This is a genomic window from Novosphingobium rosa NBRC 15208 (assembly GCF_001598555.1).
Lineage (GTDB): Bacteria > Pseudomonadota > Alphaproteobacteria > Sphingomonadales > Sphingomonadaceae > Novosphingobium > Novosphingobium rosa.
Genome location: NZ_BCZE01000091.1, coordinates 1 through 25,645, shown reverse-complemented (window position 1 = coordinate 25,645; position 25,645 = coordinate 1). Strand labels below are relative to the sequence as shown.

Below are 25,645 nucleotides of genomic sequence, written 5' to 3'. Positions count from 1 at the left end.
CTTCCATCGGCAGCGCGTCGAGTTCGGTGCGCAGCATCACCACCGGGCCGGGGCCGTTTTTGAACACGCCGACGATGCCCGTTTTTCCGATTCGCTCAGTAACCTCGAAGCCTAAAGCTTTCAGGCGCTTGGCAAGCAAGGCAGCGGTGCGGTTCTCCTGAAAGGCAACCTCGGGGTTCTTGTGGAGGTCCTCATAAAGTGCCTGAAGATCACCCCATTGCGCATCAAAGTTGGCATCGACTTGTTTGCGCAGCGCGGCGGGATCGGTTGCGTGAGCGGCCTGTGGCGACAGCATAAGAGTAGATGCGAGCAGCAGGGAAAAGGGGCGCATGGCGTTGTTCTTCCTAGGGGCAGCGGTGATTTGCGATTTTCCCGAATGCATCAGGGGAAACGCGGATTGTCAAATCGTTGATCGGGCAGGGAGTCACGATTCAGGTGCTGTCGTGGCCGTGCGGATGGGATACCGATCATTGGAATGGGCCCGAACCGCCCTCTATCCGCACCTCAAAACTTGACCTGAGCGACCAAAATGTTGGACGATCCGGAAAGGCGGCTACGAAAAGTGGAACGACCCAAGCTGCCCTTCATTCACCGTTCCGCAGATTTGTTTTCAAAGATGCAACCTGCTCGTTAGGCGCTTCCTGAGAACGGGAAAAGAAGCAATATAAACGGCCTCATGGCACCCGTCAGCTTCGTGATGGCCGGATCTATCAGCATGCCAGAATCCTTGGGCCAGAACCTTGCTTCGCTAAGCTGGCTGACGCGCACCGGCCCATCGAAGGGAAAGCGCTGGACTGCGAGTTCGATACGGCCGCCGAGGACTTAGCTTTTTCATGAGAGGTATGGTGCTGAATGCTAGATAAAAATCTTGCGCTTACCCGCCAAATTAAGGATCAATACGGAGAAACCGAGGATTAAAAGATGCCGCTCTATTTTCGAAAATCCGTAAGCGCTGGGCCGTTTCGCTTCAATTTCTCGAGTGGGGGCGTTGGAGCGTCGGTTGGTATGAAGGGGCTGCGCCTTGGAACCGGGCCCCGTGGGCATTATGTCCATGCCGGACGAGGTGGCTTCTATTACCGCGCGACGATCGACAAGGCAGGCAAGCGCCAGACCCTTATTTCGGATAGGCCAAGGCAACCCTTGGTACCAGCCGTCACGTATGAAAGTGGCGTCGACATGATCGAGGTGGAATCAGGAGATGTGCTCGCGATGCGCGATGGCTCGCTGAGCGATCTGCTCGATGACATCAATGCAAAACGCGATCAACTCAGCATGGCTGCTGTTCTGGGTGGAACGTTGGCCGGCCTTGCCCTCCTTTGGGCATTCGCAGGTGGACCTAATCCACTGGTGTTCCTGCCACTGATCGCGGTCGGTTGGGCTGCAGGGCGTTGGCTGGATTCATACCGCCGCACCTGCGTGCTGTTCTATGATCTCGAGGCCGAAGTCGAAAAGGCCTATGAGGTTGTTGTCCGCCATTTCGACGGCCTGATGGGATGTGCAGGCAAATGGCATATCGAGGCTGGCGGTGCCGTTCAGGATCTTACGACCTGGAAGCGGAACGCGGGCGCTTCTCACATCGTCAAACGCAAGCCGACCGACATCGGCTACAAGCTGCCTCGATCCGTCAAAAGCAACATCACTCCGCCCGCCCTGCATGTGGGAAAGCAGATTCTGTTTTTTCTTCCCGATGGCATCCTGGTTGACGATGGTCGGCATGTCGGCGCTGTCAGTTATACCCAGTTGACGGTCACCTGCCAAAACTCCAACTTCATCGAGGAGGGATCGGTGCCGCGTGATGCGGAAGTCAGCCATTACACCTGGAAGCACCCTAACAAGAACGGCGGGCCAGACCGCCGCTTTCGCGACAATCGTCAAATCCCGGTGTGCCGGTATGAAGCCATGCACCTGCGCAGTGGCAGCGGCCTCAACGAGTTGGTCGAATTTTCCAAACGAGGGGTGGCGAAACCTTTCTCCGACGCACTGCACACTTTGCCGCGTAAGGCCATTCAAGCACCTGCGCTGGCCAACCTTTCATGAGCGTGGGCGGAAGGCCGCGCGAAAGCTGATGCCTGCCCGGCTTCGGCGTTTGCCATGGAGATGGCCAGTCTTTGTCTTCCTATGCAACGTCCGGTTGTCTCGCCTGCACGTTCTGAAACAACCAATGGGTTGGTTCTCGAGATGGGCCAAGCAGACCATGAAGAGGCCTTTGCTGCCCGTGACTGGCTGGTTGGCGATCATGCGGACGGTGGCCCTTTGTAATCATCCAAAATTTAACGTGAAAGTAAACGATGGATCTTATGCCGCGCACTTGCAGGCATTTTCCCCATAGGTAATGTACCATAGGATTCGTCAAAGGATTCATACTTTGAAATTTTTCAAGGTCGTCGCGACCTACATTCTGGCATTTTTTGCCTGCATGTTCCTGATCGCAACGGCATTGAAGGGTTTGTCGGGCGGAATGCAGGCGCTTTTTGCGTTTGGGATGCCAGGGTTGATCACTTGGTGGCGTGCAAAAACGATAAGCCGGTCGACTGAAGGGGAGATGGCCCATCGTCCTACTCAGGGGAATGTGATGTCGACCGACGCTCGTCATGAGTCCAACGACAGGAGGCCAAACGGCCAACGTGCTGCTGCTATTATGGCTATGTCACGTTTACAGGCTGCGGTTGAGCAGCCGTCATTTGTTGTGCATCGCGGTACTCGCAGACAGGGCTGGATACCGAAGGGTGAGACCGTGGAGATCGTCGGGCGGTGGATCCAGGGGATGATCTATGTCGGCCCGGCACCTAACGTTCAAGGACGCGGGTACGGTGATCGATGCCGGTCCTATATCGATCCAGCGCAGCCGGTAGCCTCGGCCAACTCTGCTCAATCTGGCGATAGCATGCCCTACTGGCCCGGCTATTCAAGCATTCCGGAAGGCTGCCGAGCGACCTACCTCGATTGGCTTGCTGGAGGGGCCAGCGACGGTTCTATCAACCCCGGTTATATGTTTCTCTACTTCTACGGGCTGGAACGTCGCTTCCTGATCGACAAGCCGTCCGATGACGAGAAACGTGATATCCTGGATGAGGTGAAGCGCTTGAAGGGGCTTTTCTCCGCAAACCATTCAGCGCAGCGTTATCTCGGCGATTTTATCGATCTGGCGAGCATTATGCTCAGCCATGACGAGATCGAACGGCCGGTCTTCAAAAGCTGGACCTGGGAATTGCCGCTATCGCTCAAGGTTGCGATTGGCGGAATGGTTGCCAACGGCGTTCCCCTTACGGGAGAATGGTTGCTGAGTTGGTTCCTTTGCCATCCGGACAAGCGATTGCGTACAGCCGCCCAGCGCTGTGAAAATGAATTCAGGGCTCTCTTTATCGCAAAATTTGACCTGCAATTTCCCCAGGGGCTCAAGGTCGCAAAATCCAAAAAGTTCCTGAAATATAATTACGCAGCGGCATCGGGCGAATTTAACGCAGATATTCAGATGTCTGCGGATGGTACACAGATCCTTGATATCTCAGGCCTGAGCAAGCCAGTGAGCATCGCGCAGGACATCGCCGATGAAGCTATGGATGAACTCGATCGGCTCAGCCGCTTTCTGGGTCGTAATCCTGAACGCAAAGGCAGCTTCGAGGCCCATGCTTTGCTGCCCGCTTGCCTTTGGGATATCTTTCCTTCCGAGGAAAGGCGGGACTTGATCTCCTGGGGCAATCAGTTGGTTGCGGCAGGCGGCCTTGCGCTGGCTAACGATATCCTCGAGCGGATGGGAATGCCTGCGTCCGGAAAAGTGGGTAAGCGCCAATTGACCGATGCAGCCGATGCGCTCGCAGCCCTCGGTTTCGGTCTCGCTCCGGACCCGCGCCATGCGTTGCGCTTGCCCAAAGAGGGCGAGCCGGTCGTCTTGTTCGCACTGGATGCGGGAGAGGATACGGGCAGCGCGTCTGACGCTTACCGCGCAACCCTCCTTGAACTCGCTCTGAGTGCTTTTGTGGCGCATGCCGATGGTCAGGTAACCGATGGCGAGAGGCTCGTCTTGGTTGACCGCGTGGCCAGGGCTCAGAATGTCACTGAGGGAGAGCGTAAGCGGTTGAAGGCGAACCTTGATTGGTTTCTGGCTGTTCCAGCGGACATGGCAACTTTGCGCAGCCGGCTGAAAGAAATTGACGCTGCCCAACAGGTGGCTCTGAGGAATGCCATGATTGCAGTGGCTCATGCCGATGGCATCATACAGACCGAAGAGGTCGCCGGAATTGAGAAAATCTACCGAATCTTTGGACTTGATCCATCGACGGCCTATTCGGATCTACATGCGGGAGGGGTGGCCAACACGCCTGTTCGGGTCAGATCGGCAGACCCGGGCTCTCCGGGAGAGCCAATTCCGGAAGAGGCCACTGCTCGAAGGCCGGCTCTGGATACACAGAGAATTGCAGCCATTCGTTCTGACACTGCGCGCGTATCATCTGTTCTAGGACAAATTTTCCAGACAGAGCAGGATGTTGAAACTGAGCCAGCCGTGGCATCCGCGTCCCCCCTTAAAGGCCTGGATGTCAAATGTGCGGCATTTGTGCGTGACGTGATCGCCAAGGACCATTGGAGCGCCGAGGCGTTTGAGCAACTTGCTTCTCGGCACGGGCTTATGGCCTCAGGGGCGTTGGAAACCATCAATGAGTGGTCGTTTGCGACCTATGACGAAGCTCTGCTGGACGAATATGACGGCTATGATGTCGCCGATGAGATCGCCCAAGCGTTGAAAACCCAATTTGAGAAAGAGACTGCCTGATGTCCAAGCTGAGACCTCGTGAACGTGATGCCATTGTCCAGGCTTTGCGTGCTGGGGTGGTCCCCAAGCTCGGCCTCAGACACCTTCAGGTCGGGCGGGCGCGTGAGATCGAGGAACTGGTCAAAGACGTCGACCGGATCGCCGATGGTGGTTCGGCCATTCGCTTCGTCATCGGCGACTATGGATCGGGCAAGACCTTTTTCATGAACCTCATGCGGCTGGTCGCCCTGGAAAAAGGGCTGGTCGTGATGTTTGCCGATCTGGCGCCCGATCGCCGCTTGCACGCGACAGCCGGGCAGGCGAGGGGGCTCTATGCCGAGATGGCGCGAAACGTTTCGACCCGCTCCAAGCCGGATGGTGGAGCCCTTACCAGCATCGTCGAGCGTTTCGTCAGCCAGGCTCAGCAGGACGCCGAGGCGCGTGATCAGTTAACCGAGACTGTGATCCGTGAGCGGCTCGCACATTTTGAGGAGATGACCGGAGGATTTGACTTTGCCGAGGTGATCCGCCGTTACTGGGCGGGACACGAGAGTGGCGATGACGATCTCAAATCTGCGGCGCTGCGCTGGCTGCGTGGAGAGTTTTCGACAAAAACTGATGCTCGCAAGGCCCTTGGGGTTCGTACAATCGTGGATGACGCGAGTGTTTACGACCACCTCAAGCTGATGTCGGCCTTCGTGTGTGCCGCCGGTTATAAAGGGCTCCTGATCGGCCTTGACGAGATGGTCAATCTCTTCAAGCTCAGCTCGGCACAGGCCCGTAATGCAAATTATGAGCAGATCCTGCGCATCCTCAACGATGTTCTCCAGGGTAGTGCGGAAAACCTTGGTTTCCTGCTGGGAGGGACGCCAGAGTTTCTGATGAACACCCGCCGTGGGCTCTACAGCTATGAGGCACTCCAATCGCGTTTGGCCGAAAATACCTTTGCTCGTGATGGGCTCGTGGACATGTCAGGACCCGTCATCCGGCTTGCGAGCCTGACACCGGAAGACCTCTTCGTGCTCCTGTCCAACATCCGGGCGATCATGCAGGGCGAGAATGAAGTTCTGCCCGACGCCAGTCTGGAAGCTTTCATGACGCATTGCTCGTCGCGTATCGGCGAAGCTTACTTTCGGACGCCGCGGAACACTGTGACGGCCTTCGTCAACATGATCGCGGTTCTGCAGCAAAATCCCGGAATTGAATGGACTGATCTCATCGAAAGCATAGAGATCGTTGAAGACCGTGGCGAGGATATGAGGGAGGTCGACGATCCAGCTGACGCTCCGATGGCCGAGGATGACCTGGCGTCCTTCCGTTTGTGACCACTGCCTTTGACAAGCTGGCCCGACCGATCCAGCGATGGATCCGATCGCAGGGTTGGCGTGATCTGCGCGATATTCAGGTCCGTTCCATCACTGCCATCAGTGATGGAACCTCTGATGTCATCATCGCGGCGTCTACGGCAGGAGGAAAGACGGAGGCAGCCTTTCTGCCTTTGATATCTCAGGTCATCGCTGACGAAGAGGCTGTCGGCGGCTTCGACCTTCTCTATGTTGCCCCGCTCAAGGCCTTGATCACGGATCAGGCCAATCGCCTTGAGGCGATGTGCCAGGAAGCGGAATTGCCCGTCGTTCCCTGGCACGGCGACGTTTCTGCCTCGATCAAGGCCCGCGCAGTCAAGCGACCGCGCGGGGTTCTCCTGATCACCCCGGAATCGCTTGAGGCGCTGTTCATGCGCCGTGGCCTTGAGATACCTCGCTTGTTCCGGTCGTTACGCGCGGTCATTCTGGACGAAGTCCACACAATGCTCGACAGTGAACGGGGGGTGCAACTGCGCTCGCAGCTTACTCGGCTTGAGCTGGCCATTGGGCGACCGATCCGGAGAATCGGCCTTTCCGCAACCCTGGGGGACATGGATCAGGCACGTATTTATCTTCGGCCGGATAACGCGGCGAGTGTCCAGGTCATTGAGGCACAGGGCGGTGAAGCCGAGCTGCGGCTGCAGCTTCGGGGCTATATCGCTGGCGGGGATGACAAGAGCCTTCCCCCGCCGACGGATTTGATCGCAAAGCACCTGTTCGATCACCTGCGCGGGACGGACAATCTGGCTTTTGCCGGATCCCGCCAATCGGTGGAAATCTATGCCGACCGGTTGCGGGCGCTCTGTGAGGATGCTCGTCTCCCACAAGAATTTTACCCGCATCATGCCAGCTTGTCCCGCGAACATCGGGAAGCTGTCGAGCGCAGGCTCAAGGATGGGAAACTGCCCACCACCGCAATCTGTACGTCCACGCTGGAGCTGGGGATCGATATCGGTGACGTCAGTTGCGTTGCCCAGATTGGTGCTCCTTTCAGCGTGGCATCGTTGAGGCAACGCTTGGGGCGTTCGGGGCGTCGGGCCGGGAAGCCTGCTATTCTGCGTCAATATGCCATCGAGGCAAAGATCAACGCAAAGAGCAGCTTTGCTGACAGGCTAAGGTTAGGGTTGTTGCGTTCCATCGCGATGATCGACCTGTTGCTGGAAGGCTGGTGCGAACCGGCACGGACGGGTGCTTTGCATCTCTCGACACTCGTCCATCAGATCTTGTCCATCATCACGGAGCGGGGCGGGGCCAATGCTCCCCGGCTCTATCGAATGCTCTGTCAGGATGGACCGTTTCGGCAGGTTTCTCCGGCAATCTTCGCAGATGTGTTGCGGGCTATGGGGCAATGCGATCCCGCGTTGATCGAGCAGGCAAGTGATGGATTACTGCTACTGGGTCCTATGGGAGAGTCGCTTACCTCTCACTACAGCTTTTACGCCGTCTTTCAGACACCTGAAGAATATCGCCTGATCGCCGAGGGTCGCGAACTGGGAACCCTGCCAATCGATAATATGGTCGCGCCTGGTATGATGATCATCTTTTCAGGGCGGCGATGGCTGGTGCAGGAGGTCGATGATCAAGGGAAGGTGATCATCGTCACGCATGCCAAGGCCGGCGCCCCGCCAATCTTCGGCGGGGATGCAGGCATGATCCACGATGTTGTGATTGAGCGCATGTTTGATCTCCTCAATCGCGACGATGTACCCTCATATCTGGACCCGACGGCTCGTGAACTGTTGGCAGAAGCGCGCAGTGACTTCAGTCGGATGCAGTTTCCCAGTAGTCGTATCGCAGAGATCGGTGAGGGAGCCTGGATCGTTGCAACGCATTGTGGCACGGTCAAGACAACCACTTTAGCCTTTGCTCTGCGAAGCCGGGGTTTCACGGTTCAGACGTTCGACGGATTTCTCGAGGTCATGACAGGGCGCAGTTCCTGCGACCTTGTCGCTGCACTCGGTAGCATTGCGGAAGGCGCCGAATGTCATCTTTTCGCTGCCGACGCGAATTTGACGACCGAAAAATTCCATCCCTATCTGACGCAAAGTCTGCTCGAGATGGATGCTCTTTCGTTTCGCCTGGATCAGTTAAGTCTCCCTTCCTTGGCGCGGAGCGTCCTTGGATTGCCTTCAGAATATATTTGAGCAGATCTCAACTCGACTCGAAGTTTGAACCGCGCGGGTTTTGCCGGAGGGCTTCTCAGGCAAGATGAACGGAATACGGCTAATGAGGAGGCGACCGAAGGTCGTAGAGGTCGGGTTTGTCAGCGGCTCTCCCCACATCGTGGGGGCGGTCGCTCCCGACCAACATGCGTCATTCCAACACGGCCAAACGTATGTCGGTTTACGACCTGACCGGTCACTCGCAAGTTTGCCTGCGCGTGCCTATTTCCTTGCCCGATGCGAAGCCCAGTTATGGGTTTCATCGGAGGCGTCCCGGCTCCAGCGATAAAGCGCATCATAGACCAGCATCCCGGCATCCAGCTGCGCATGATCATCCTCAAACATCCGCGAGAGCCCGAGTGATACCGCAAGCAAGCCTGCCGCCTCGGGCGCGATTTTGACACGATCAGTGTCAGCGCCGCGCACAATCGTGGCCAGGCGCGCCAAAGGCTCTAGCTCTCCAAGCCCGAAATCCTCCACCATCGCATCGAAGGTGCATAGCTCGCCCCGGTGCGTCCAGCGCAGAGCCTCGCCCTCCAGATCGAATGGGGTCGCACCAAAGGCAAGCGACACTGCCGGAATTTCAGACGGCGCAGCAAAAAGGAAAACGGCCTGCGGATCGACGAAACGCCGGATCAACCAGGGACAAGCGATGCGATCGACCTTGGGCCGCGCGCGGGTCACCCAGAGCGTGCGCCCTTGCTCATCGCGAGGCGGAAGGGCTTTGGCATGGATCAGCGGCAAGCGGGCCGCCAGCCATTCGATCACGCCACCTTCAAGGATCTGGGCATCGGCCCCGTGATAACGTAGCCATGCGGCGACACCCGGGCTCACGGCCTGACCGTTCCGGCAGATCACCACGACCTCCAGCCCAGCGTAATCCTGGCCCCACGCTGAAACCTCGGCGCCGTGGCGAAGGATCGCGCCAGGAAACAACCTGCCCTCGGTTTCATCGGGCATGCGAACATCGATGAGGACTGGACATTTGGGTGTCCCGACGAGCCGCATGAGTTTGACAGGACTGATCGCATTCAGGGCTGGCATCGCAGGGCTTTCATTCGGTCGATAGGGTAAAGGATAAGCTATGCCGCGCCGAGGTCAAACCACCGGCGGGGCATCGTTCCAAACGAGATCAGGTGGCGATAGCAGCGCCAAAGCGGGCATTCACTACCGCCCAGTCGATGTTGTGCATGAAGGCGTCGACATATTTGGCCGCCGCTGCCCCATAGTCGATGGCAAAAGCATGCTCATACATATCGAGCACCAGCAGGGGAACACCGGTGATCGGGCCGTTGGTGTGGTCCCAGGCCCAGTAGTTATGCAGCGACTTGGTGTAGTGGTTGTATGCGAGAATGCACCAACCCGAACCTCCCGCCAGCGCCATGGCTGTGCGGCGGAATTCGGCCTCCCAGGCCTCGAAGCTGCCGTGGCTGCGGGCCAGAGCATCGCGGATCGCGCCGACAGCCTGTCCGTTGCCGCCCAGTTGCTCGAAGTAGAGCTCATGCAGGATTACCGAGCCGGTGCGATGCAGTTCTTCACGCTTAAGATCGCCATAAATAACAGGCGGCAGATCCCTGTCGGCCATGGCGGCACCGAGACGGCCTTCGACCATATTGAGTGCCTTGACGGAGCCCTGGTAGTTGTTCTCCCAATGCGAACGGATCAGCTTCTCGGAAATGCCGGTAAGTTTTGTCGGATCAAAGCCAAGCGGCTTAGGCTTGTGGCCGCCGGAGAAGGCGGGTGCCATGGCAGCCGGCCCGGTCTGGGCGACGGCTTCCACCGGTGCGGCAGCGGTGGCTGCCACGCCCAGGGCAATACTCCCCAGGGCATCGCGGCGGGACAGGTTGGTCATGCTCAAAAGCTCCTCTCAGGGCAGGTAAGACAAAAGCCAACCGCCAAGCGCGGCAGCGGCGAGAACGGGGATCACGTTCCACTTGCGGGCAACAATGGCCCAGGCGGACAGAATGGTGATGAGGGCTGCGTGCCAGTCGAGGCTGCTCCAGAGAGGCAGGCCGAGATGGGCCGGGCCAAAGCTGACCGGTCGTAGCTCGCGAAACAGCACCTGAAAGGCGAACCAGACGCTGAGGTTGGCGATAACGCCGACGATGGCCGAGGTGACAAGCGCCAGCGCGCCCTTGAGCAAACGGGCATGCTCAAGCCGCTCGATCCATGGGGCGAGAGCGAAAACCCAGAGGAAGCAAGGCGCAAAGGTCACCCAGGTTGTGAGGAGCGCGCCAAGCATGCCCGCAATGACCGGCGTGAAAGGGGCCGGGGCGCGGAATGCGGCCAGATAGCCGACGAATTGCGTGACCATGATGAGCGGGCCGGGTGTTGTCTCGGCCAGCCCCAGCCCGTCAGCCATTTCCTTAGCAGAAAGCCAGTGCTGCGCCGACACCGCCTGCTGCGCCATATAGGCCAGCACCGCATAGGCCCCGCCGAAGGTGACCACCGCGAGCTTGGAAAAGAACACGCCGATGCGCCAGAGCACATGGCCTGATCCCAGCGAGACCCAAACCGCCAGCATCGGCAGGCCCCAGGCAGCGGCACCGATCAGAGCTGACCACAAAGTATGGCGCCAAGGCCGGTGCGTATCGATCGGCCCAGCGGGACCGTCCTTGAGCCCCAGCAAGGCCGGACGCCAGCGTGCGACAAGCCATCCGATCAACCCCGCGCCGATCACGACGAAGGGAAACGGCGCGTTGAAGAGGAATAGGGCCAGAAAGGAGCCCAGCGCAGCGGCCTTGCGGAACGGCGTGCCCAGCGCCCGCCCCGCAACACGCAGGACCGCCTGCACAACGATCGCCAGCACGGCAGCTTTGATGCCGAGGAACAGAGCGGAAAACCAGCTCAGTTGCGCTGCAAAACCATAAAGCATCGATAGGGCCAGAATGACCAACGCGCCGGGGATGACGAACAGCAGACCGGCAGCGAGACCGCCCCGCGTGCCATGGAGTTTCCACCCGATCCAGATTGCCAGTTGCTGGGCTTCGGGCCCCGGCAGCAGATGGCAGAAATTGAGGGCGTGGAGATATTGCTCCTCGCTGATCCAACCGCGTTCCTCAACCAGCTCGCGGTGCATCAGCGCGATCTGGCCTGCCGGGCCGCCGAAGCTCAAGCAGCCGATGCGGGCCGAGACTCGGACCAGCTCTGCGAAATCAGGATGTGTCTGAGATGTCGTCATACCGCGCGAACCACCTTTCCGTCCGCGAAACCGCAGACAAGAGAAGGCAACGCTCTGGCTGACGCCTGGCCGGGAGGTTGCTTGGCCCCGGTGAGGTGTCTTTATCCCGGCGCGATGGTGGCGGCAACCGTTTTGCCGGAGCACGCCAACTTTGTACCTTTTTGAAGCAGATAGGTTCGCTCTGCTTCCTCGCTTTGTCGCGATAAGCCTCTTGCAGGGTCTACGGGCCTGAGTTAGGAGGTCGGCACCGGGATAGTGCAACCTCCTGGCCAGGCGTCAGCTCAAGTGTTGCCTTTGCACTCCACGTTCAGCGTGGATTGAAAAGGCGTTCCCGAGCATGATCCACGATATTCAATCCCCAACTTCGCTGAAGAGATACCCCCCAATTGCGGTGCTGCGACCGGTCGCCTGCCTGTCGGGCCGTTTGGCGCTGTCCTCTTCGCGCGCCCATTCGAGCGATTCCAAGCCAGGATCTCTGTCATGAATCTCGTGAGCAGCGCCTTGCGCCGCCCCTGGACGGTCGTCGTGGCCATTGTGGCCATGGTGCTGACCGCCTTTCTCGGGCTCAACCGCATGCCGCGCGACGTCTTTCCCAGTCTCGACGTGCCGACCATCTACGTCGCCCAGCCCTATGGCGGGCTCGATCCTTCCCAGATGGAGGGCTTCGTCACCTATTATTACGAGTATCACTTCCTCTACATCACAGGCATCGAGCATGTGGAATCGAAGTCGATCCAGGGCGCCTCGGTGCTCAAGCTGCAATTCCATCCGGGCACGGATATGGCAGCGGCGATGGCAGAGACGGTCTCCTATGTGAACCGCGCCCGCGCTTTCATGCCACCCGGCACGGTGCCGCCTTTCGTGATGCGCTTTGACGCGGGCAGCGTGCCGGTGGGCAATCTGGTCTTTTCCAGCGCGGCGCGGCCCGTGGGGCAGATCCAGGATCTGGCGCTCAACACCATCCGCCCGATGTTCGCCACCTTGCCGGGCGTTTCGGCCCCGCCGCCCTTTGGCGGCTCGGCGCGTTCCATCGTGGTCAGCACCGACCCGGCGAAACTCTCGGCCTACAACCTCTCACTCGATGACGTGGTCGGGGCAATCGCCAAAACCGAAGTTGTGAGCCCCTCGGGCAACATCGCGCTGGGCAAGCAATATCCGATCGTGCCCACGAACGCGATCGTCACCGATGCGAAGGAACTGGAAGCCGTGCCCCTGCGCCCTGGCGCCTTCCCATCGATCCATGTCGGCGATGTCGCCAAAGTAGTGGACGGGTCGGATATCGTGACCAGCTATGCGCTCTCCAACGGACGGCGCACCGTTTACATCCCGGTGACCAAGCGCGCCGATGCCTCGACCCTTTCGGTGGTGAATGCGGTGAAGGCCAATCTCGGCAAGTTCCAGGCAGCCCTGCCCGATGATGTGAAGGTCAGCTATGAATTTGACCAATCGGGCTTCGTGACCCGCGCCATCGCCAGTCTGACGCTCGAAGGCGCGCTGGGTGCGCTGCTGACCGGAGTGATGGTCCTGCTGTTCCTGCGCGACTGGCGGGCGGCCTTGATCGTGGTGGTCAATATCCCGCTCGCCCTGCTGGCGGCCAGCCTTGCCTTGTGGCTGACTGGCGCCACCATCAACCTGATGAGCCTGGGCGGACTCGCGCTGGCGGTGGGCATACTGGTCGACAGTTCGACGGTGACGATGGAGAACATCCACGTGCAGCTTGCCGGTGGGAAGGCGCTGCCGCGCGCGGTGGCCGACTCAGGCAAGGAAGTTGCCGGACCGTTGCTGATCGCGCTGCTCTGCGTGTTGTGCGTCTTCGTGCCCTCGCTCTTCATGCAAGGCGCTGCGCGCGCCCTGTTCCTGCCACTCACTCTGGCGGTGGGCTTTGCAATGATCGCCTCCTGGCTGCTAGACCGCACGCTGGTCCCTGTACTGTCGGTCTGGTGGCTGAAATCCGCACCGCCAGCAGAGCAAGCCGCCGATGCGAAGCTGCGCCATCGCTATCTTCGCACACGTGACCGTTTGGCCCGCTTCCCTGCCGGTCTGCTGGTGGGAGGCTATCTGGTTGGCGCAATCCTGCTCGTCGGTCTGGGAACCTGGAGCCTTGGCACCGAGATTTTCCCGGACGCCTCGGTCGGGCAGTTGCAACTGCGCCTGCGGGCTCCGGCAGGCACGCGGCTTGAAATCACCGAGGAGATGACGAAGCGGGCGCTGGAGGTCATTACCCGTGATGTCGGGGCCGACGGCGTTGTCACCAGCCTCGCGCTGGTGGGCATGCATAGCTCGGCCTATCCAATCAACTTCATTCACCAATGGAATGGCGGGACACATGAAGCGGTGCTTCAGGTCCAGTTGCGCAATGTCCACTCCAGCAACATGAGCGCGCTACGTGACAAGCTCCGTCACGATCTTGCCGCTACCATGCCTGAAGTCCGCTTCGCCATCGAGCCCTCGGATATCGTGAGCCGGGTGATGAGCTTTGGCGCGCCGATGCCGATCGAGGTGGCGGTGATGGGTAAATCCCTCGACGACGACCGAGCCTATGCCGAGAAAATCCGTGCGGCTCTCACCCAAATTCAGCCGCTGCGCGATGTTCAGATTGCCCAGACGCTCGATTATCCGGCCGTCAAAGTGAAGCTGGACCGCGATCTGGCCGGGCTGGCGGGCGTCTCCAGCGACAATCTTACGCGCTCCCTCACGCCCTACACCTCATCGAGCCGCTTCACCCAGCCTGTCTATTGGGCGGCCAACACCGGCATCGCCTATCAGGTCCAGGTGCAAGGTGCACCGGCCAAAACTGCAACCCTGGAGGATCTCCGCAACATCTCGGTCAGCACCACCAGCGGCAAGCCGATGCTGCTGCGCAATGTGGCCAGCGTGACGCCAGGTTCGATGCCCGGCGAGTTTGATCGTTACAACGGCCTGCGCGTGGTCAGCGTCACTGCCAATTTCGAGGGTAGCGTGCTGGGGCCGATGGCCAATCAGGTGCAGGCTGCGATCGACCGGCTCGGTCCTCCGCCCAAGGGTATCACGGTCACGCTGCGTGGGCAGGTCGAGCCGCTTCACGACATTCTCGGCAATCTGCGCATCGGTCTGGGCGTTGCAATTCTGGCCATCTTCCTGATGCTTGTAGCATGGTTTCAGTCGCCAGGGCTGGCGCTCTGCGCGCTGGCCAGCGTCCCCGCATCCCTCGCAGGCACTACGACCGCTCTGATGCTCACCGGCAGCACGCTCAATATGGAAAGCTATATGGGGTCGATCACCGCGACCGGGGTGGCGGTTGCCAATGCGATCCTGCTGGTCACCTTCGCTGAACGTGCCCGCCTTGAGGGGATGGATGCGCTCTCGGCGGGCTGGCATGGGGCCCTCAGCCGTTTGCGCCCCATTGCCATGACGGGCTCAGCCATGGTCGCCGGCATGGCGCCGATGGCGCTTGGCCTTGGGGACAGCGGTCAGCAGACTGCACCGCTCGGCAGGGCCGTGATCGGCGGCGTGATCTTCGCGACGCTGGCGACAGTCTTTATCCTGCCGACGGTCTTTGGCCTGCTCCGCGCTGGCTCCTCTCGTCTCTCCCCCTCTCTCGATCCAGATGATCCTGCTCGCGATGTGCCTTCGGAAGGAGCCCTGTCATGACGCTATTTTCCCGCAATGGGCTGCTCGTCGCCGGAAGCCTGACCGCTCTCGTCGCTGCCGGAGCATGGTGGCATGCCGACAGCGCCCCGGCTGCTACGGCTCTCAGCGCCCCCGCTCCGCTCGATGCCGTCCATCCGAAGAAGGGCGACATTGCTGCCAGCTTCGAGGCTGACGCCCGCATCGAGCCCTGGCAAAGCGCTGACCTGTTCCCGAAGGTGTCTGGTTACGTCACCGGCGTTCGGGCGGATATCGGCGATCATGTGCGAGCAGGGCAGGTTCTGGCCGTCATCCGCCTCCCTGAAATGACACATGAGCTGGCCGAGGATCGCGCACAGCTTGATGCCCGCCGGTCCGAGCTGGCCCTGCAGCAAATCACCCAGAAGCGTCAGGAGGATCTCTACAGGGCGCGTGGCCTGACCGATCAGGCGATGGATGAGGTAAAAGCCCATACCGCCATTGCCCATGCTCAGGCTGATCTGGCCAATGCAACGCTGGCCAAGGCCCAGGCCATTGCCGGCTATACCCGTATCGTCGCGCCCTTCGACGGTGTGGTGACGCGGCGTCTGGTCAATGATGGCACCTTCGTTCAGGCGGCCACGAATGGCCTGTCCTCGCCTCTTTTCACGGTGCAGCAGACGCGAACCTTGCGCGTCTTCGTTGCCGTTCCTTCCGCGCAGGCGCCCTTGCTGCGCAGGGGGCAAAGCGCCAGTATGGCGCTGGGCAGCACAGACAAACCGGTCACCGGCACGATAGCTCGGACTGCCGAGAGCCTCGATCCGGTCACGCGCACCATGCGGGCCGAAATCGATGTCGCGAACACGGACCGTGGCCTGCTGCCGGGCAGCTTCACCCGCGCGAAGATCGAAACAGCGCGCCATGCCGGTGTGTTGGGCCTGCCCAACGCCGCTATCGGCAGCGACACCAACGGCAGTTTCGTACTGGCAGCGGTCCAGGGGAAGGTCGTGCGCCGTCCGATCAAGACGGGGCTGACCGATGGGACCCTCACCGAGATCGTGGAAGGTGTCGGGGGCAATGATCTCATTCTCGCCAATGCCAAGGCCGCACCGCCGGCCGGCACGGCGATCCAGACAAAGGTGCTGCCATGACACGCCTGGCTGCGATGCTGCTCGCTGTGGGGATCTTCCCCATTGTCCCGACGCAGGCGCAGGAGCTGCCTTCTGCGAACGCCGCTCCATCGGAACTCGCCGCCCTTGCGGGCGACGTGGTGACCATCGATTTGCCGACAGCTTTGAAGCTTTCGCGCGCGCGCAACCTCGACATTGCCGAGGCGCAAGCTCGGCTGAAGCAAGGGCGTGGACTGGTCAGCAGCGCGATCGGAGCGTTGCTCCCTACCGCATCCCTGGGGGTGGGCGCAGTCGGGATTGAGGGTGCGGTTCCAGCAGCAGGTGGCGCTTATCAGGTTGGCCAGTTTCACCGGGTCAGCCCCTTCGCCCTGGCCAACTGGATTATCAATCCCGGCCAGGCTGTATTCGACATTCTGGCGGCACGACGTCGGCTTGGCGCTGCGAAGGACGATGCCACCTTTGTCGGCGACAGGGTAGAGCATGATGTGGTGATGGGCTATTATGGGCTCGCACTCGCTCAGGCCCGGGTGCAGACAACGACCCGGCGGGTCGAGGAGAGCCGCGAATTGTTGCGGCTGAGTCAGGCGCGAGAGAACGCAGGCCTGGGACTGGCGCTTGATACGCAACGTGCCCGCGAGGCTTCCGCGACAGCCGCGATAGCTCAGATGGCGGCGCTCAACGACTATTATGCCGCCTCGGTGGGTCTGGCAAAACTGCTGGATCTCACGCCCGTCACCTTGCTCCTGCCGGCAGCCGATGCGCTCAAGGAGCCTAGCGCTCCGGCCGAACCGCCTCAGCTTGACCTTTTGCTGACATCAGCGGTGACGCATCGCTCCGATCTAGCGGCGCTTCGTCGGCAGATCGGAGCCAGCGATGCGGCGAAGGTTGCGGTGCTCTTTGCCACCCTTGGACCACAACTCCAAGGGAGCGCTCTGGCCAGCAATACGCCGCCCACCACCGGGATCAACGACACGATGTTCCGCCAGCAGCCTTATTCCGCCAGTGCTGCGATCACCCTCACGGGCAGCGTCTTTGGGAAGGCGCAGATGGCCTCGGCAAACAGGGCGCTTGCCGACGTCGCGGCACGCCGGAAGCTGGAGGAGGTTCGCGCCGAGGTGGTGACCGCGCGCCAGAACGTGCTGGCCGCCTCACGATCCCTGGCCCTCGTGCGCGAAAGGCTGGCCGCTGGAGAAGCAGCCCTTGCGCTGGCGAATGCTGGCCTTCGTTCAGGAACTTCGATCGCCTTTGACGTGCTGACCGCCCAGACCGTTGTGCAGGATGCGCGCTTTGCTCACGCCCAGGTTTTGGCTCAATATTGCAGCGCACTCGCAACGCTCGACTTTGTTACGGGGCAGAAGGCGTCATAGACGCCAGATCTGAACCTAGGCCCGCTATATTCTTTTCAGCGCTGTTAGCTGCCTGCCCCGGTGACCACGACAAATCCAGGCATGCCGATCGCCAGCAACGTTGGCGGAGGAGCGACCGGTTCGGGCGGACGCTGCCGTTCGGCAGAGGTTTGCCGAATGACTGCAAAGTCCCAAGGGGCGTCATTCGGTCCCGACGGATTTCGATGAATGTAGGGCAGGAATCAGCGAGGCTTCTCGGGGACTGAATCGGCAGCTTTGTTGGCGCCAGGCGACAGGCCGGGTGGCTCAGGAACCGGCAGTTGCGGCCCCGAGCCGCCCGTCGAGCCGGGTTGCGAGAGTTGCCGATGACCAACGAGAAGGTTCTGCATTGCACATCCGGTGCCCAGTTGGTTCGCCGATCAGTTCCGGGCAGCCGCTTCCGATTGGACCGCGATAAAGCGCGCTATCGGAATTTCGAAAAGAGGTCGTTTCGAAGCCATCTCACGAGCGACCAAGGCCATTTCGGTCCAGTCTGAATCACGGCCATCACCTCGCTGTGCGAATGCACTCCATGCGATGACGTTGGCCCAATAGGTCCGCTTCGGTTCCAGCACCATTTCCATAATCGCGGTGATCCGCTCTTCGATCTTGCGCTTGCCTTTGATAGCTGCGGCGACGTCGTCACCATTCTCGAACCAGGAATCGAGCTGAGGGTTGGTCGCCAACCACCGACCCGACCCACGCACTGCCCTTTCCACTGCCTTGGTATCGGTTAGCGCCGCATCGACGTCCGATATCATCGAGGCAACGAGATCATGCACCGATACAGACTTGGGCGCGACATCCGAGAGCCCGATCAGCGTAATAGCCTGAACGAGGCCAAACGGGGGTGGTGAGCCAGCCGGGCCATCGCTCAGGGCACTGCTCAGGATCAAGGCCATGTCCTCGGCCGTGGTTTCATGGACCGCCATCTCGCACGCAATATGGTCAAGCATGTCTTCGATCTCGGGTCTGCTGAGCGAGTGCGCTACCCAGGCATCCCGCACACCATGGCCCTGTTTGATCAGGATCGATACCAGCGCGTTCTTTCTGCCCTGCTTGACTGATGCGAATATGCTTTGGGCTCCCGCCCCATCGCGCTGGGATATCAGAAGTTCCCTGACCTGAATTGCCGGGCGCTTCTCTGGCACCGACCCGACAGTTCTCGCGGCTCTGATGATAGCGTCGATCGCTCTGCGCCGATCCTCCGACACCCAGTTGCGAATCAACATGAGGTTCGCAACCGACGCTGCTGATACAAGCCCTCGCTTGGCGGCATCTTCCATCATGGTGGCGAAAGGCGTGGCGATCGCAGGTTCTGCAAGAAGCCACCCGACAGCGGCCTCGCGCAGACAAGAATCGTCGGCAAGCACAAGTCCGTCCAAAAGGCTGAGTTGCAGAGCGGCAGGCATGGCTGCAATCAATTCGGCGAACTGGCTCTGGATCAGGAACGGGTCGCCCTCACAGGCCTTAACCAAGTCCGTCAACATCTCCGCAACATCTGGTGTCGGGAGATTTTGCTGGCCAGCTCCGGACTGGATCATGACGTCATCCATTGCGCTGCGTATGTCCTCCCCCACCTCGATCCCGGACCGCGAAAACGCCGACACAAGCGCCATCGCTGCCGTCGGCACAAGCTTGCCAAGACGCATCTGCTGAGCGATCATCGCTCGGACATTCTCCATGGCCATGGCCGCATGGCCGTTTCCGGCTTCGCTTCGCTGGCGTAATTGTTCGAGAGCCTGACCAAGCATGAAGGAATAGGCGTGATGCATCGCCGCGTCAGGCCGCTTCTTGCGCCCTTCGGCACCGGTGAGATCGACAATCAACAGTAAGGCTTCGGGTTGCGCCACCAGCATATCCCCGACGCTGTGGGCTCCGGGCGACAGTTCGCCCGAGCGGATATCGTCCCGAACCATGCGTGCAATTTGTTGGATAGCGGCACGTGGCGTCACGATTGATTTCCTTTTCTCGCGCAGCGATTATTTAGCCAGTAATGCCGGTGGCGGCGAGCGACAATCCCATAAGCTTGCAGCGTTGCCCCCAATCCGGCCACAGCCGTGCGCAGCAATCTGAACCAGCGGCCGCTTCCGACACTTCGACCGGAGGTCGTGAATGTCTCGTCTGTCAGCGGTCTAAGCCTCTCTATGTCTTGGATGTTCTTAATCCCAGATCTGGCCGCTTCGGGACGGCAACATGCGTTTAACAACAACGGCTTTGTTGCCCTTTTGGTACACGGCGAGGTCCGTGGAGTTTAGAGGGGATGTTCGGCAGAGTGAGGGGACAGTCTGTTGAGGATTGATCGTCCGGTAAAGTTTGACGATCGTTGTGCGGTGCAGCCGAGGATCATCGGTTCCAGTCCGAGACGCAACACAATGCACGAAATTTTATTTTCATCGGTTGGAAGGATTGCACCGGTTCAGGTCTCCCCCTAGCGCAATCATAGGATGATAGCGTGACGGATGAGTTTTCAGAGGCGGGCGAACGCCGACGGATCGCACGGTGGGTGGCCGATGAGGTGTTGCCGCATGAGGCGAAGGTCCGCGGCTGGCTGAGGCGCGCCCGCGTCAGTTCCGAGGACATCGACGAGATCATCCAGGAAGCCTATTCCCGCCTTTCCATGCTGGAGCGGGTCGATCATATCGACTCCGGATATTCCTATTTTTTCTCGATCACGCGTAACCTGTTGACCCGGCGCCTCAAACGGCAGCGTATCGTGCCCTTCGAGGCGATCGCCGAGATCGATGCCTTCGTCGACGACAAACCTTCGCCCGAGCGCCAGGTGGCGGGCAAGATCGCTTATGCCAGGATCCTGGACATGATCGAGCTTCTTCCTGAGCGTTGCCGACAGGTGATGCGCCTCCGCAAAATCGAAGGCTGGACGCAAAGAGCCATTGCGGAGCACCTTGGCGTTACCGAAAAGGCCATCGAAAAGCAGATCTGGACCGGGGTTCGCATGATCCGCGAGGCGTGGAGCCGAGGGGAGCAGGACGCGGAAAATCGGCTTGATTATTCGGAACGACGCGGAGGAGAGCAATGATGCGCCCGCAGGACAACAGTGAGCAGGCGGCGGCATGGATTGCTCGCATGGACAGTTCCGACTGGTCGGCGCAGGGGGAAGCAGAGCTCCAGCTGTGGCTGGCGGGCGATCCTCTGCGGCGCGGTGCACTTTTACAGGCTGAGGCCGCCTGGCTGAGCCTGGACAAAGTGGATGATGGTGTGGCGGCTATTCATGGCCGTCAGCGGTTCTCCCGGCGCACCGTACTAGGCACGGCCAGTGCTCTTGCCGCAACCCTGATCGGCGCTTTGTTCTGGCGCCGGTCGGGCACTGTCTATCGCACCGAGGTTGGAGAAATCCGCCATGTGCCGTTGGCGGATGGTTCAAGCGCGACCATCAACAGCGACAGTGAGGTCAAGGTCCGGCTGGCCGACAATCGTCGGGAAGTGCGTCTGGCAAGCGGCGAGGCATGGTTCCGGGTGATGAAAGACCCGGTGCGGCCCTTCGTGGTGGAGGCCGGGCAGGTTGTGGTGCAGGCGGTGGGGACGGCCTTTTCGGTCAGACGCCGGGAGAATGGGGCCGATGTGCTTGTCACCGAGGGTGTAGTCGAGACATGGGCTGCCCAGGCGGATGGGCATCGGATTCGCCTTGTGGCGGGCCAGAGTGCCTTCGTGGGGGACAATGCCGAAGTGCGCATGGCAGCGGCCACGCCCTCCTCGGTCGACAGGACGCTGGCATGGCGGTCGGGAACGATCGATCTGTCCGGCGAACGCGTTGTGGATGCGATTGACGAGTTCAATCGCTACAATCGGCGCAAGCTGGTGCTTGAAAACCCGCGTTTGGCATCGGAGCAGTTCGATGGATCGTTCAGGACCGACGATCCGGAGGGCTTTGCCAATGCCGTCGGCCGCAGTTTTGGTGTCGCCATCGATCGAAATGATCCCAATGTCATACGCATCGGCGGCCCTTCCTGAAATAATTTTTTCATGGAGGTAGGGTCGAAGATCACTCGCGTCTCCTCCCTCGCAAGGCAACAGCCTGGGATATGAGGGAGAAGATTGATGCGGGAAAGAACTCTTGGCCTTTGGCTGAGCGCAAGCGTGATTGCATGCGGCATTGCGCAGCCAGCAGCTGCACAGACCAAGCAATTCAATGTCCCGGAACAGGCCGTTGAGACAGCGATCACCACTCTGGCTCATCAGGCCGGGGTGGAGATCGCGGCCGCGCGTACTTTCACGCGGGGCAAGCACACGCACCTCGTCAAGGGGGCGATGACCGTCGATCAGGCGTTAGCGGTGATGCTCGAAGGGACAGGGCTTCAGGCTCAGAAAAACGGGCCCCAGAGCTACCTGATCCTTGGACGGGAAGGACAGTCTCCAGCGTCCGTCGTGCCCGGTGGAATCAATGCCGGAGTCGATGCCGGCGCCCAGGCGTCTTCGACAGAGACCAGCGCTGAAAATGGTGGTGGCAATGCCATTGTGGTGACGGGCGTCAGGGCCAGCCTTTTGTCTGCACAGAACATCAAGCGGACTTCATCGCAAATCGTCGACTCGATTGTCGCGGAAGACATCGGCAAGCTGCCCGATCGCAACGTTGCCGAAGCCCTGCAGCGTATCGCGGGCATCCAGATCACCAGGAATTATGGCGAAGGCAGTTCGGCGGCCATCCGCGGCCTGACCCAGGTTCGCACCGAGCTCAATGGCCGCGATATTTTTACGGCCAGCAATGCCAGCACGCTGACGCTTGAGGATGTGCCGTCTGAACTCCTGGCCGGGATCGACGTCTACAAAAATCCTTCGGCTGAGCTGATCGAGGACCAGCTTTCCGGTACGATCAATTTCCGCACGCGCAAGCCTTTTGATTTCAAGGGATTCAAGTTCGGGGCGACGGTCAATGAGAGTTATTACGACCTCGTTGGCTCGAGCCGGCCCTCTGCTTCGGTTCTGGTGAGCAACCGCTGGGATACCGGCATCGGCGAGATTGGCGTCCTGGTTGACGTCTCCTATCAGAAGACGGCCTTTCGCGAGGACACGATCAATGTCGAGCCGGCCTTTACGCTGGATCAAAGCCTCAATGCTGCAGGTCAGCCCAACTCACCGATTGACTATGCCAATGCGCAGAAGCTGGGGCGCCTGGGTCAGACCACGACGCTTTCGCACGGCGGTGGCCTCGATGAATATCACGGCGACCGTCGGCGCCTGGGCATCGATGCTTCCCTTCAATGGCGCCCGAGCAGCACGCTGGAACTGACGGGCGAACTGTTCCGCAACGATTATAAGTTCCGCTTCTACGATTACAGCTATCTGGCCAACACGGGCGCTGCCTCCATCGACGTGCTTGCCGGCGCGCCCTTCACCTTCGCACCCAACGGTGACATGACCAGCGGCACCTTCCAGAATGTGCCGGTGGCTTCAAACACCAGCCTGGCGACGCGCCATTCGGTGACGAGCGATTACTCGCTCAATGCGAAATGGAAGCCGACCACTCATCTCACGATCACCGGTGACGCCCAGTTCGTTCACGCAACCTCTGATGCGTTGCGCTCCATCATGATCGTGAATTCAACCGCGCCCACCTTCACCGAGGATCTGCGCGGCGCGCTGCCGAGCTTCCAGGTCGGCCCTGCGGGCTTCACGGCGAACCCTGCCAATTACAGCAATGGCGCGCTGCTTGACGACCTCAATCGCACGGTCGGCAACGATAAATCCTTCCGTCTTGACGGGGAGTATCGCTTTGACGGCGGTATCCTCAAGTCGGTCAAGGCCGGCATTCGCTATTCAAACCGCACCAACAGCTATGCTGACACCGGCTATCGCTACACCGGCGTCGCTCCCGGGCTTTCCAACTATGAGCATGTCAGCCTCGACGATTTCTTCCACGGAGATGCCAATCTTTTCGGCAGCATCGTCAGCTTCCCGCTCAATCTGATCACCAACTATCCTGGCACATTGAGCGCCTTGGGGATCAGCAGCCAGCCCAGCTATTATCCGAGCGGTTCTTATGCGATCGGCGAAAAGGATTATGCCGGTTATGTCGTCGCCTATTTCAAGGACGACAATCTGCCGGTCCCGATCGATGGCAACATCGGTGTACGGCTCGTTCATACCAGCGTGTCGTCGGCCGGCTTTTACCAGTTGGTTCCCCAGGTCACGCAGGGTGATGGCACCTCGACCAGCGGGGCTCCTGTTTTCCAGCCGATCGGCCAGGACCAGAGCTATACAAAGGCTCTGCCAAGCATCAATCTGCGCGCCCATCTGACGCCCAAGTTACAGCTGCGTCTGGCGGCCTCGGCCAATCTGTCCCGGCCCACCTTCGATCAGCTCAGCCCCAATCTCACCCTCAATGAGCCGGGGGCTGCGACGATCAACGAGATCCACAGTTCGACCGGCGGCAATCCCGCGCTCAAGCCTATGACCTCGCGTAACTTCGACGCTTCGCTCGAATGGTATTTTGCGCGCACCGGGTCGATCTCCGTTGCCGGTTTCTACAAGAAGATCGACAATTACATCCAGACCGCGGTGGTGACGAGCAACATCACCTTCCCTGACGGGCAGACCTACCCCTATGATATCACCTCTTACAACAACGTCGCCAATGCCACGGTGAAGGGTGTCGAAGCCTCCTATCAGCAATTCTTCGACTTCCTTCCGGGAGCGCTTAAGGGTCTCGGCGTTCAGGGCAATTTCACCTATGTCGACTCGCGTGCGCCGAGCCCGGCGACGAGTGGCCCGGTCACGGATGTACCGCTTCAAGGGCTGTCCAAATACAGCTACAATCTGGTCGGCATCTACGAGCTCGGCAAATTCTCCAGCCGCGTCGCCTACAACTGGCGCAGCAAATATCTGCAGACGACCGCTGGCAATGGCACCGGTAATCTGCCCATCTTCGAGAAGTCGCTCGGTTATCTCGATGCGTCCGTGACCTATAATGTCACGCCGCATTTCTCGCTGACGGTCGATGGTCGCAACCTGCTCAACACGCGGATGGAGACCTATTTCGGTCTGGTGACGCGTCCCCAGAACATCACCGTCGATGATCGCCGCATCAGCGGTACGGCGCGGATTACATTCTGAGGTAAAACCAACTCTGACTGCGTTCGGCGCCTATGGGCGCCGAACGCTTTTCTTTCGATCACATTGAACAAAGGATGCGACCTGGTGAAACTCGGTTTCGACGGCATCACGCTGACGTCTCGGCTTAACGCGGCGGCGGGATCGGGTGCTGGCCTGGCCCGCAAGGGTTTGCTTGCTCTTGGCCTGTCCTGGATGGCGCTGGGCGCAGGTCAGGCGCTGGCTGAGCCGATGGCGCTGCTCGACCGCAATGGCAGCCGCGTCGCGGTCGAGCCCTATGCGCCGGGCATCGTGCGGGTGACCATCGCGCTCGATCCCGCGCTGGCCAGCGCGCCGCCGGGCGAGGGCCCCAACGCCAAGCCTGACGCTTCGGGCTGGACGCATCGCACCGATGCCTCGGGCGATGTCTTCACCTCTTCCGGCCTGACGCTGACGGTCGATGCCAAGCCCTATCCGCCCGCGCCCACGCAGATGGAGCGCTATTTCGCGCCCGCGCTGCCCCCGGTCAGCCTGTCGATCAAAGGCGCGGACGGCGGCCTGCTGGCCCGCATGAGCGGCTGGGAGATGGCCCCCGTCACCGTCAATGGCGAGAAGACCTTCAAGGTCGGCGCCAGCTTCGATGCCGCACCGGGCGAGCATTACTATGGTCTGGGCCAGAATCAGGAAGGCAGTTTCGACCTCAAGGGCCGCCAGATCGACTGCGCGCATAATTACGACGCGCCCGCGGGCGAGACCGTCTGCGTGCCCTTCATGGTCACCAACAAGGGCGACGGCAAGGTCTGGGGCATCGTGTGGGACAATCCGGCGCGCACGCTGGTGTGGCCGGGCCTGCATGGCAGCACGCATTTCCAGTCGCAGGTGGGTGAGCGGGTCTCCTTCTTCGTCATCACCGGCAACAACAGCGACGATCTCTATGCAGGTTACGCCAAGCTGACCGGCACCACGCCCCTGCCGCCCAAGGCCGCCTTCGGACTGATCCAGAGCAAGGCGCGCTACGAGAGCCAGAAGGAGCTGCTCGACATT

At 60.3% G+C, this 25,645-nt stretch carries 14 protein-coding genes and 2 pseudogenes; 11 read left to right on the top strand and 5 right to left on the bottom strand.

All coding sequences use genetic code 11. The features are described from left to right. A pseudogene (locus tag SR3_RS26195) lies at positions 1 to 331 on the bottom strand (amidohydrolase); the annotation flags it as partial. Between the two features lie 590 nt (positions 332 to 921). On the opposite strand from SR3_RS26195, the gene SR3_RS26190 reads away from it, so the two are divergent. The 4 genes from SR3_RS26190 (at position 922) to SR3_RS26175 (ending at position 8,255) form a co-directional block, all read left to right on the top strand. Further along, the gene (locus SR3_RS26190; RefSeq protein WP_084455940.1) at positions 922 to 2,037 is read left to right on the top strand and encodes a DUF4236 domain-containing protein; all 1,116 of its coding nucleotides are present in this window, start codon (positions 922 to 924) and stop codon (positions 2,035 to 2,037) included. A 328-nt stretch (positions 2,038 to 2,365) separates the two neighbouring features. Continuing rightward, positions 2,366 to 4,768, top strand: coding sequence for a tellurite resistance TerB family protein (locus SR3_RS26185; RefSeq protein ID WP_245654111.1), 2,403 nt, complete (start codon positions 2,366 to 2,368; stop codon positions 4,766 to 4,768). Further along, positions 4,768 to 6,072, top strand: coding sequence for an ATP-binding protein (locus SR3_RS26180; protein ID WP_068092917.1), 1,305 nt, complete (start codon positions 4,768 to 4,770; stop codon positions 6,070 to 6,072). Before SR3_RS26185 ends, SR3_RS26180 begins: the two co-directional genes overlap by 1 nt. Further along, positions 6,069 to 8,255, top strand: a complete 2,187-nt coding sequence (locus SR3_RS26175) for a DEAD/DEAH box helicase (RefSeq protein WP_068092914.1) — start codon at positions 6,069 to 6,071, stop codon at positions 8,253 to 8,255. The genes SR3_RS26180 and SR3_RS26175 overlap by 4 nt, the downstream gene beginning before the upstream one ends. Before the next feature lie 240 nt (positions 8,256 to 8,495). Here SR3_RS26175 and SR3_RS26170 read toward each other — a convergent pair whose 3' ends face one another. The 3 genes from SR3_RS26170 to chrA all read right to left on the bottom strand — a co-directional run bounded on the left by SR3_RS26170 (position 8,496) and on the right by chrA (position 11,454). Further along, positions 8,496 to 9,317, bottom strand: a complete 822-nt coding sequence (locus SR3_RS26170; protein ID WP_068092908.1) for a chromate resistance protein ChrB domain-containing protein — start codon at positions 9,315 to 9,317, stop codon at positions 8,496 to 8,498. 88 nt (positions 9,318 to 9,405) lie between these two features. After that, a complete protein-coding gene (locus SR3_RS26165) occupies positions 9,406 to 10,125 on the bottom strand; it encodes a superoxide dismutase (RefSeq protein WP_084455939.1) in 720 nt (239 codons plus the stop codon). Positions 10,126 to 10,140: 15 nt separating this feature from the next. Next, positions 10,141 to 11,454 carry a chromate efflux transporter gene (gene chrA, locus SR3_RS26160; RefSeq protein WP_068092903.1) on the bottom strand — a complete coding sequence of 438 codons (1,314 nt, stop codon included), beginning with the start codon at positions 11,452 to 11,454 and terminating at the stop codon, positions 10,141 to 10,143. A gap of 480 nt (positions 11,455 to 11,934) precedes the next feature. On the opposite strand from chrA, the gene SR3_RS26155 reads away from it, so the two are divergent. The 3 genes from SR3_RS26155 to SR3_RS26145 are packed head-to-tail and all read left to right on the top strand — an operon-like array spanning position 11,935 to position 17,536. Beyond that, positions 11,935 to 15,084, top strand: a complete 3,150-nt coding sequence (locus tag SR3_RS26155; RefSeq protein WP_068092900.1) for an efflux RND transporter permease subunit — start codon at positions 11,935 to 11,937, stop codon at positions 15,082 to 15,084. Further along, the gene (locus SR3_RS26150) at positions 15,081 to 16,190 is read left to right on the top strand and encodes an efflux RND transporter periplasmic adaptor subunit (RefSeq protein WP_068092895.1); all 1,110 of its coding nucleotides are present in this window, start codon (positions 15,081 to 15,083) and stop codon (positions 16,188 to 16,190) included. Before SR3_RS26155 ends, SR3_RS26150 begins: the two co-directional genes overlap by 4 nt. Beyond that, the gene (locus SR3_RS26145; protein WP_084455938.1) at positions 16,187 to 17,536 is read left to right on the top strand and encodes a TolC family protein; all 1,350 of its coding nucleotides are present in this window, start codon (positions 16,187 to 16,189) and stop codon (positions 17,534 to 17,536) included. Before SR3_RS26150 ends, SR3_RS26145 begins: the two co-directional genes overlap by 4 nt. Before the next feature lie 398 nt (positions 17,537 to 17,934). On the opposite strand, the gene SR3_RS26140 is transcribed toward SR3_RS26145, so the two are convergent. Beyond that, positions 17,935 to 19,509, bottom strand: coding sequence for a hypothetical protein (locus SR3_RS26140; RefSeq protein ID WP_068092885.1), 1,575 nt, complete (start codon positions 19,507 to 19,509; stop codon positions 17,935 to 17,937). A gap of 500 nt (positions 19,510 to 20,009) precedes the next feature. On the opposite strand from SR3_RS26140, the gene SR3_RS26135 reads away from it, so the two are divergent. From SR3_RS26135 to SR3_RS26120, 4 genes and pseudogenes are all read left to right on the top strand, one after another. Further along, the gene (locus tag SR3_RS26135; RefSeq protein ID WP_245654110.1) at positions 20,010 to 20,594 is read left to right on the top strand and encodes an RNA polymerase sigma factor; all 585 of its coding nucleotides are present in this window, start codon (positions 20,010 to 20,012) and stop codon (positions 20,592 to 20,594) included. Next, positions 20,591 to 21,526, top strand: coding sequence for a FecR family protein (locus SR3_RS26130; RefSeq protein ID WP_068092877.1), 936 nt, complete (start codon positions 20,591 to 20,593; stop codon positions 21,524 to 21,526). Before SR3_RS26135 ends, SR3_RS26130 begins: the two co-directional genes overlap by 4 nt. An 87-nt stretch (positions 21,527 to 21,613) precedes the next feature. Next, a complete protein-coding gene (locus SR3_RS26125; protein WP_245654109.1) occupies positions 21,614 to 24,625 on the top strand; it encodes a TonB-dependent receptor in 3,012 nt (1,003 codons plus the stop codon). A gap of 192 nt (positions 24,626 to 24,817) precedes the next feature. Continuing rightward, positions 24,818 to 25,645 (top strand): annotated as a pseudogene (locus tag SR3_RS26120) (alpha-glucosidase); the annotation flags it as partial.

Excerpts from the sequence above, each read along its gene's own strand:
- SR3_RS26145 (WP_084455938.1), top strand. The coding sequence starts at position 16,187 with ATGACACGCCTGGCTGCGATGCTGCTCGCTGTGGGGATCTTCCCCATT.
- chrA (WP_068092903.1), bottom strand. The coding sequence starts at position 11,454 with ATGACGACATCTCAGACACATCCTGATTTCGCAGAGCTGGTCCGAGTC.
- SR3_RS26130 (WP_068092877.1), top strand. The coding sequence starts at position 20,591 with ATGATGCGCCCGCAGGACAACAGTGAGCAGGCGGCGGCATGGATTGCT.
- SR3_RS26150 (WP_068092895.1), top strand. The coding sequence starts at position 15,081 with ATGACGCTATTTTCCCGCAATGGGCTGCTCGTCGCCGGAAGCCTGACC.
- SR3_RS26190 (WP_084455940.1), top strand. The coding sequence starts at position 922 with ATGCCGCTCTATTTTCGAAAATCCGTAAGCGCTGGGCCGTTTCGCTTC.
- SR3_RS26165 (WP_084455939.1), bottom strand. The coding sequence starts at position 10,125 with ATGACCAACCTGTCCCGCCGCGATGCCCTGGGGAGTATTGCCCTGGGC.
- SR3_RS26180 (WP_068092917.1), top strand. The coding sequence starts at position 4,768 with ATGTCCAAGCTGAGACCTCGTGAACGTGATGCCATTGTCCAGGCTTTG.
- SR3_RS26170 (WP_068092908.1), bottom strand. The coding sequence starts at position 9,317 with ATGCCAGCCCTGAATGCGATCAGTCCTGTCAAACTCATGCGGCTCGTC.
- SR3_RS26155 (WP_068092900.1), top strand. The coding sequence starts at position 11,935 with ATGAATCTCGTGAGCAGCGCCTTGCGCCGCCCCTGGACGGTCGTCGTG.
- SR3_RS26125 (WP_245654109.1), top strand. The coding sequence starts at position 21,614 with ATGCGGGAAAGAACTCTTGGCCTTTGGCTGAGCGCAAGCGTGATTGCA.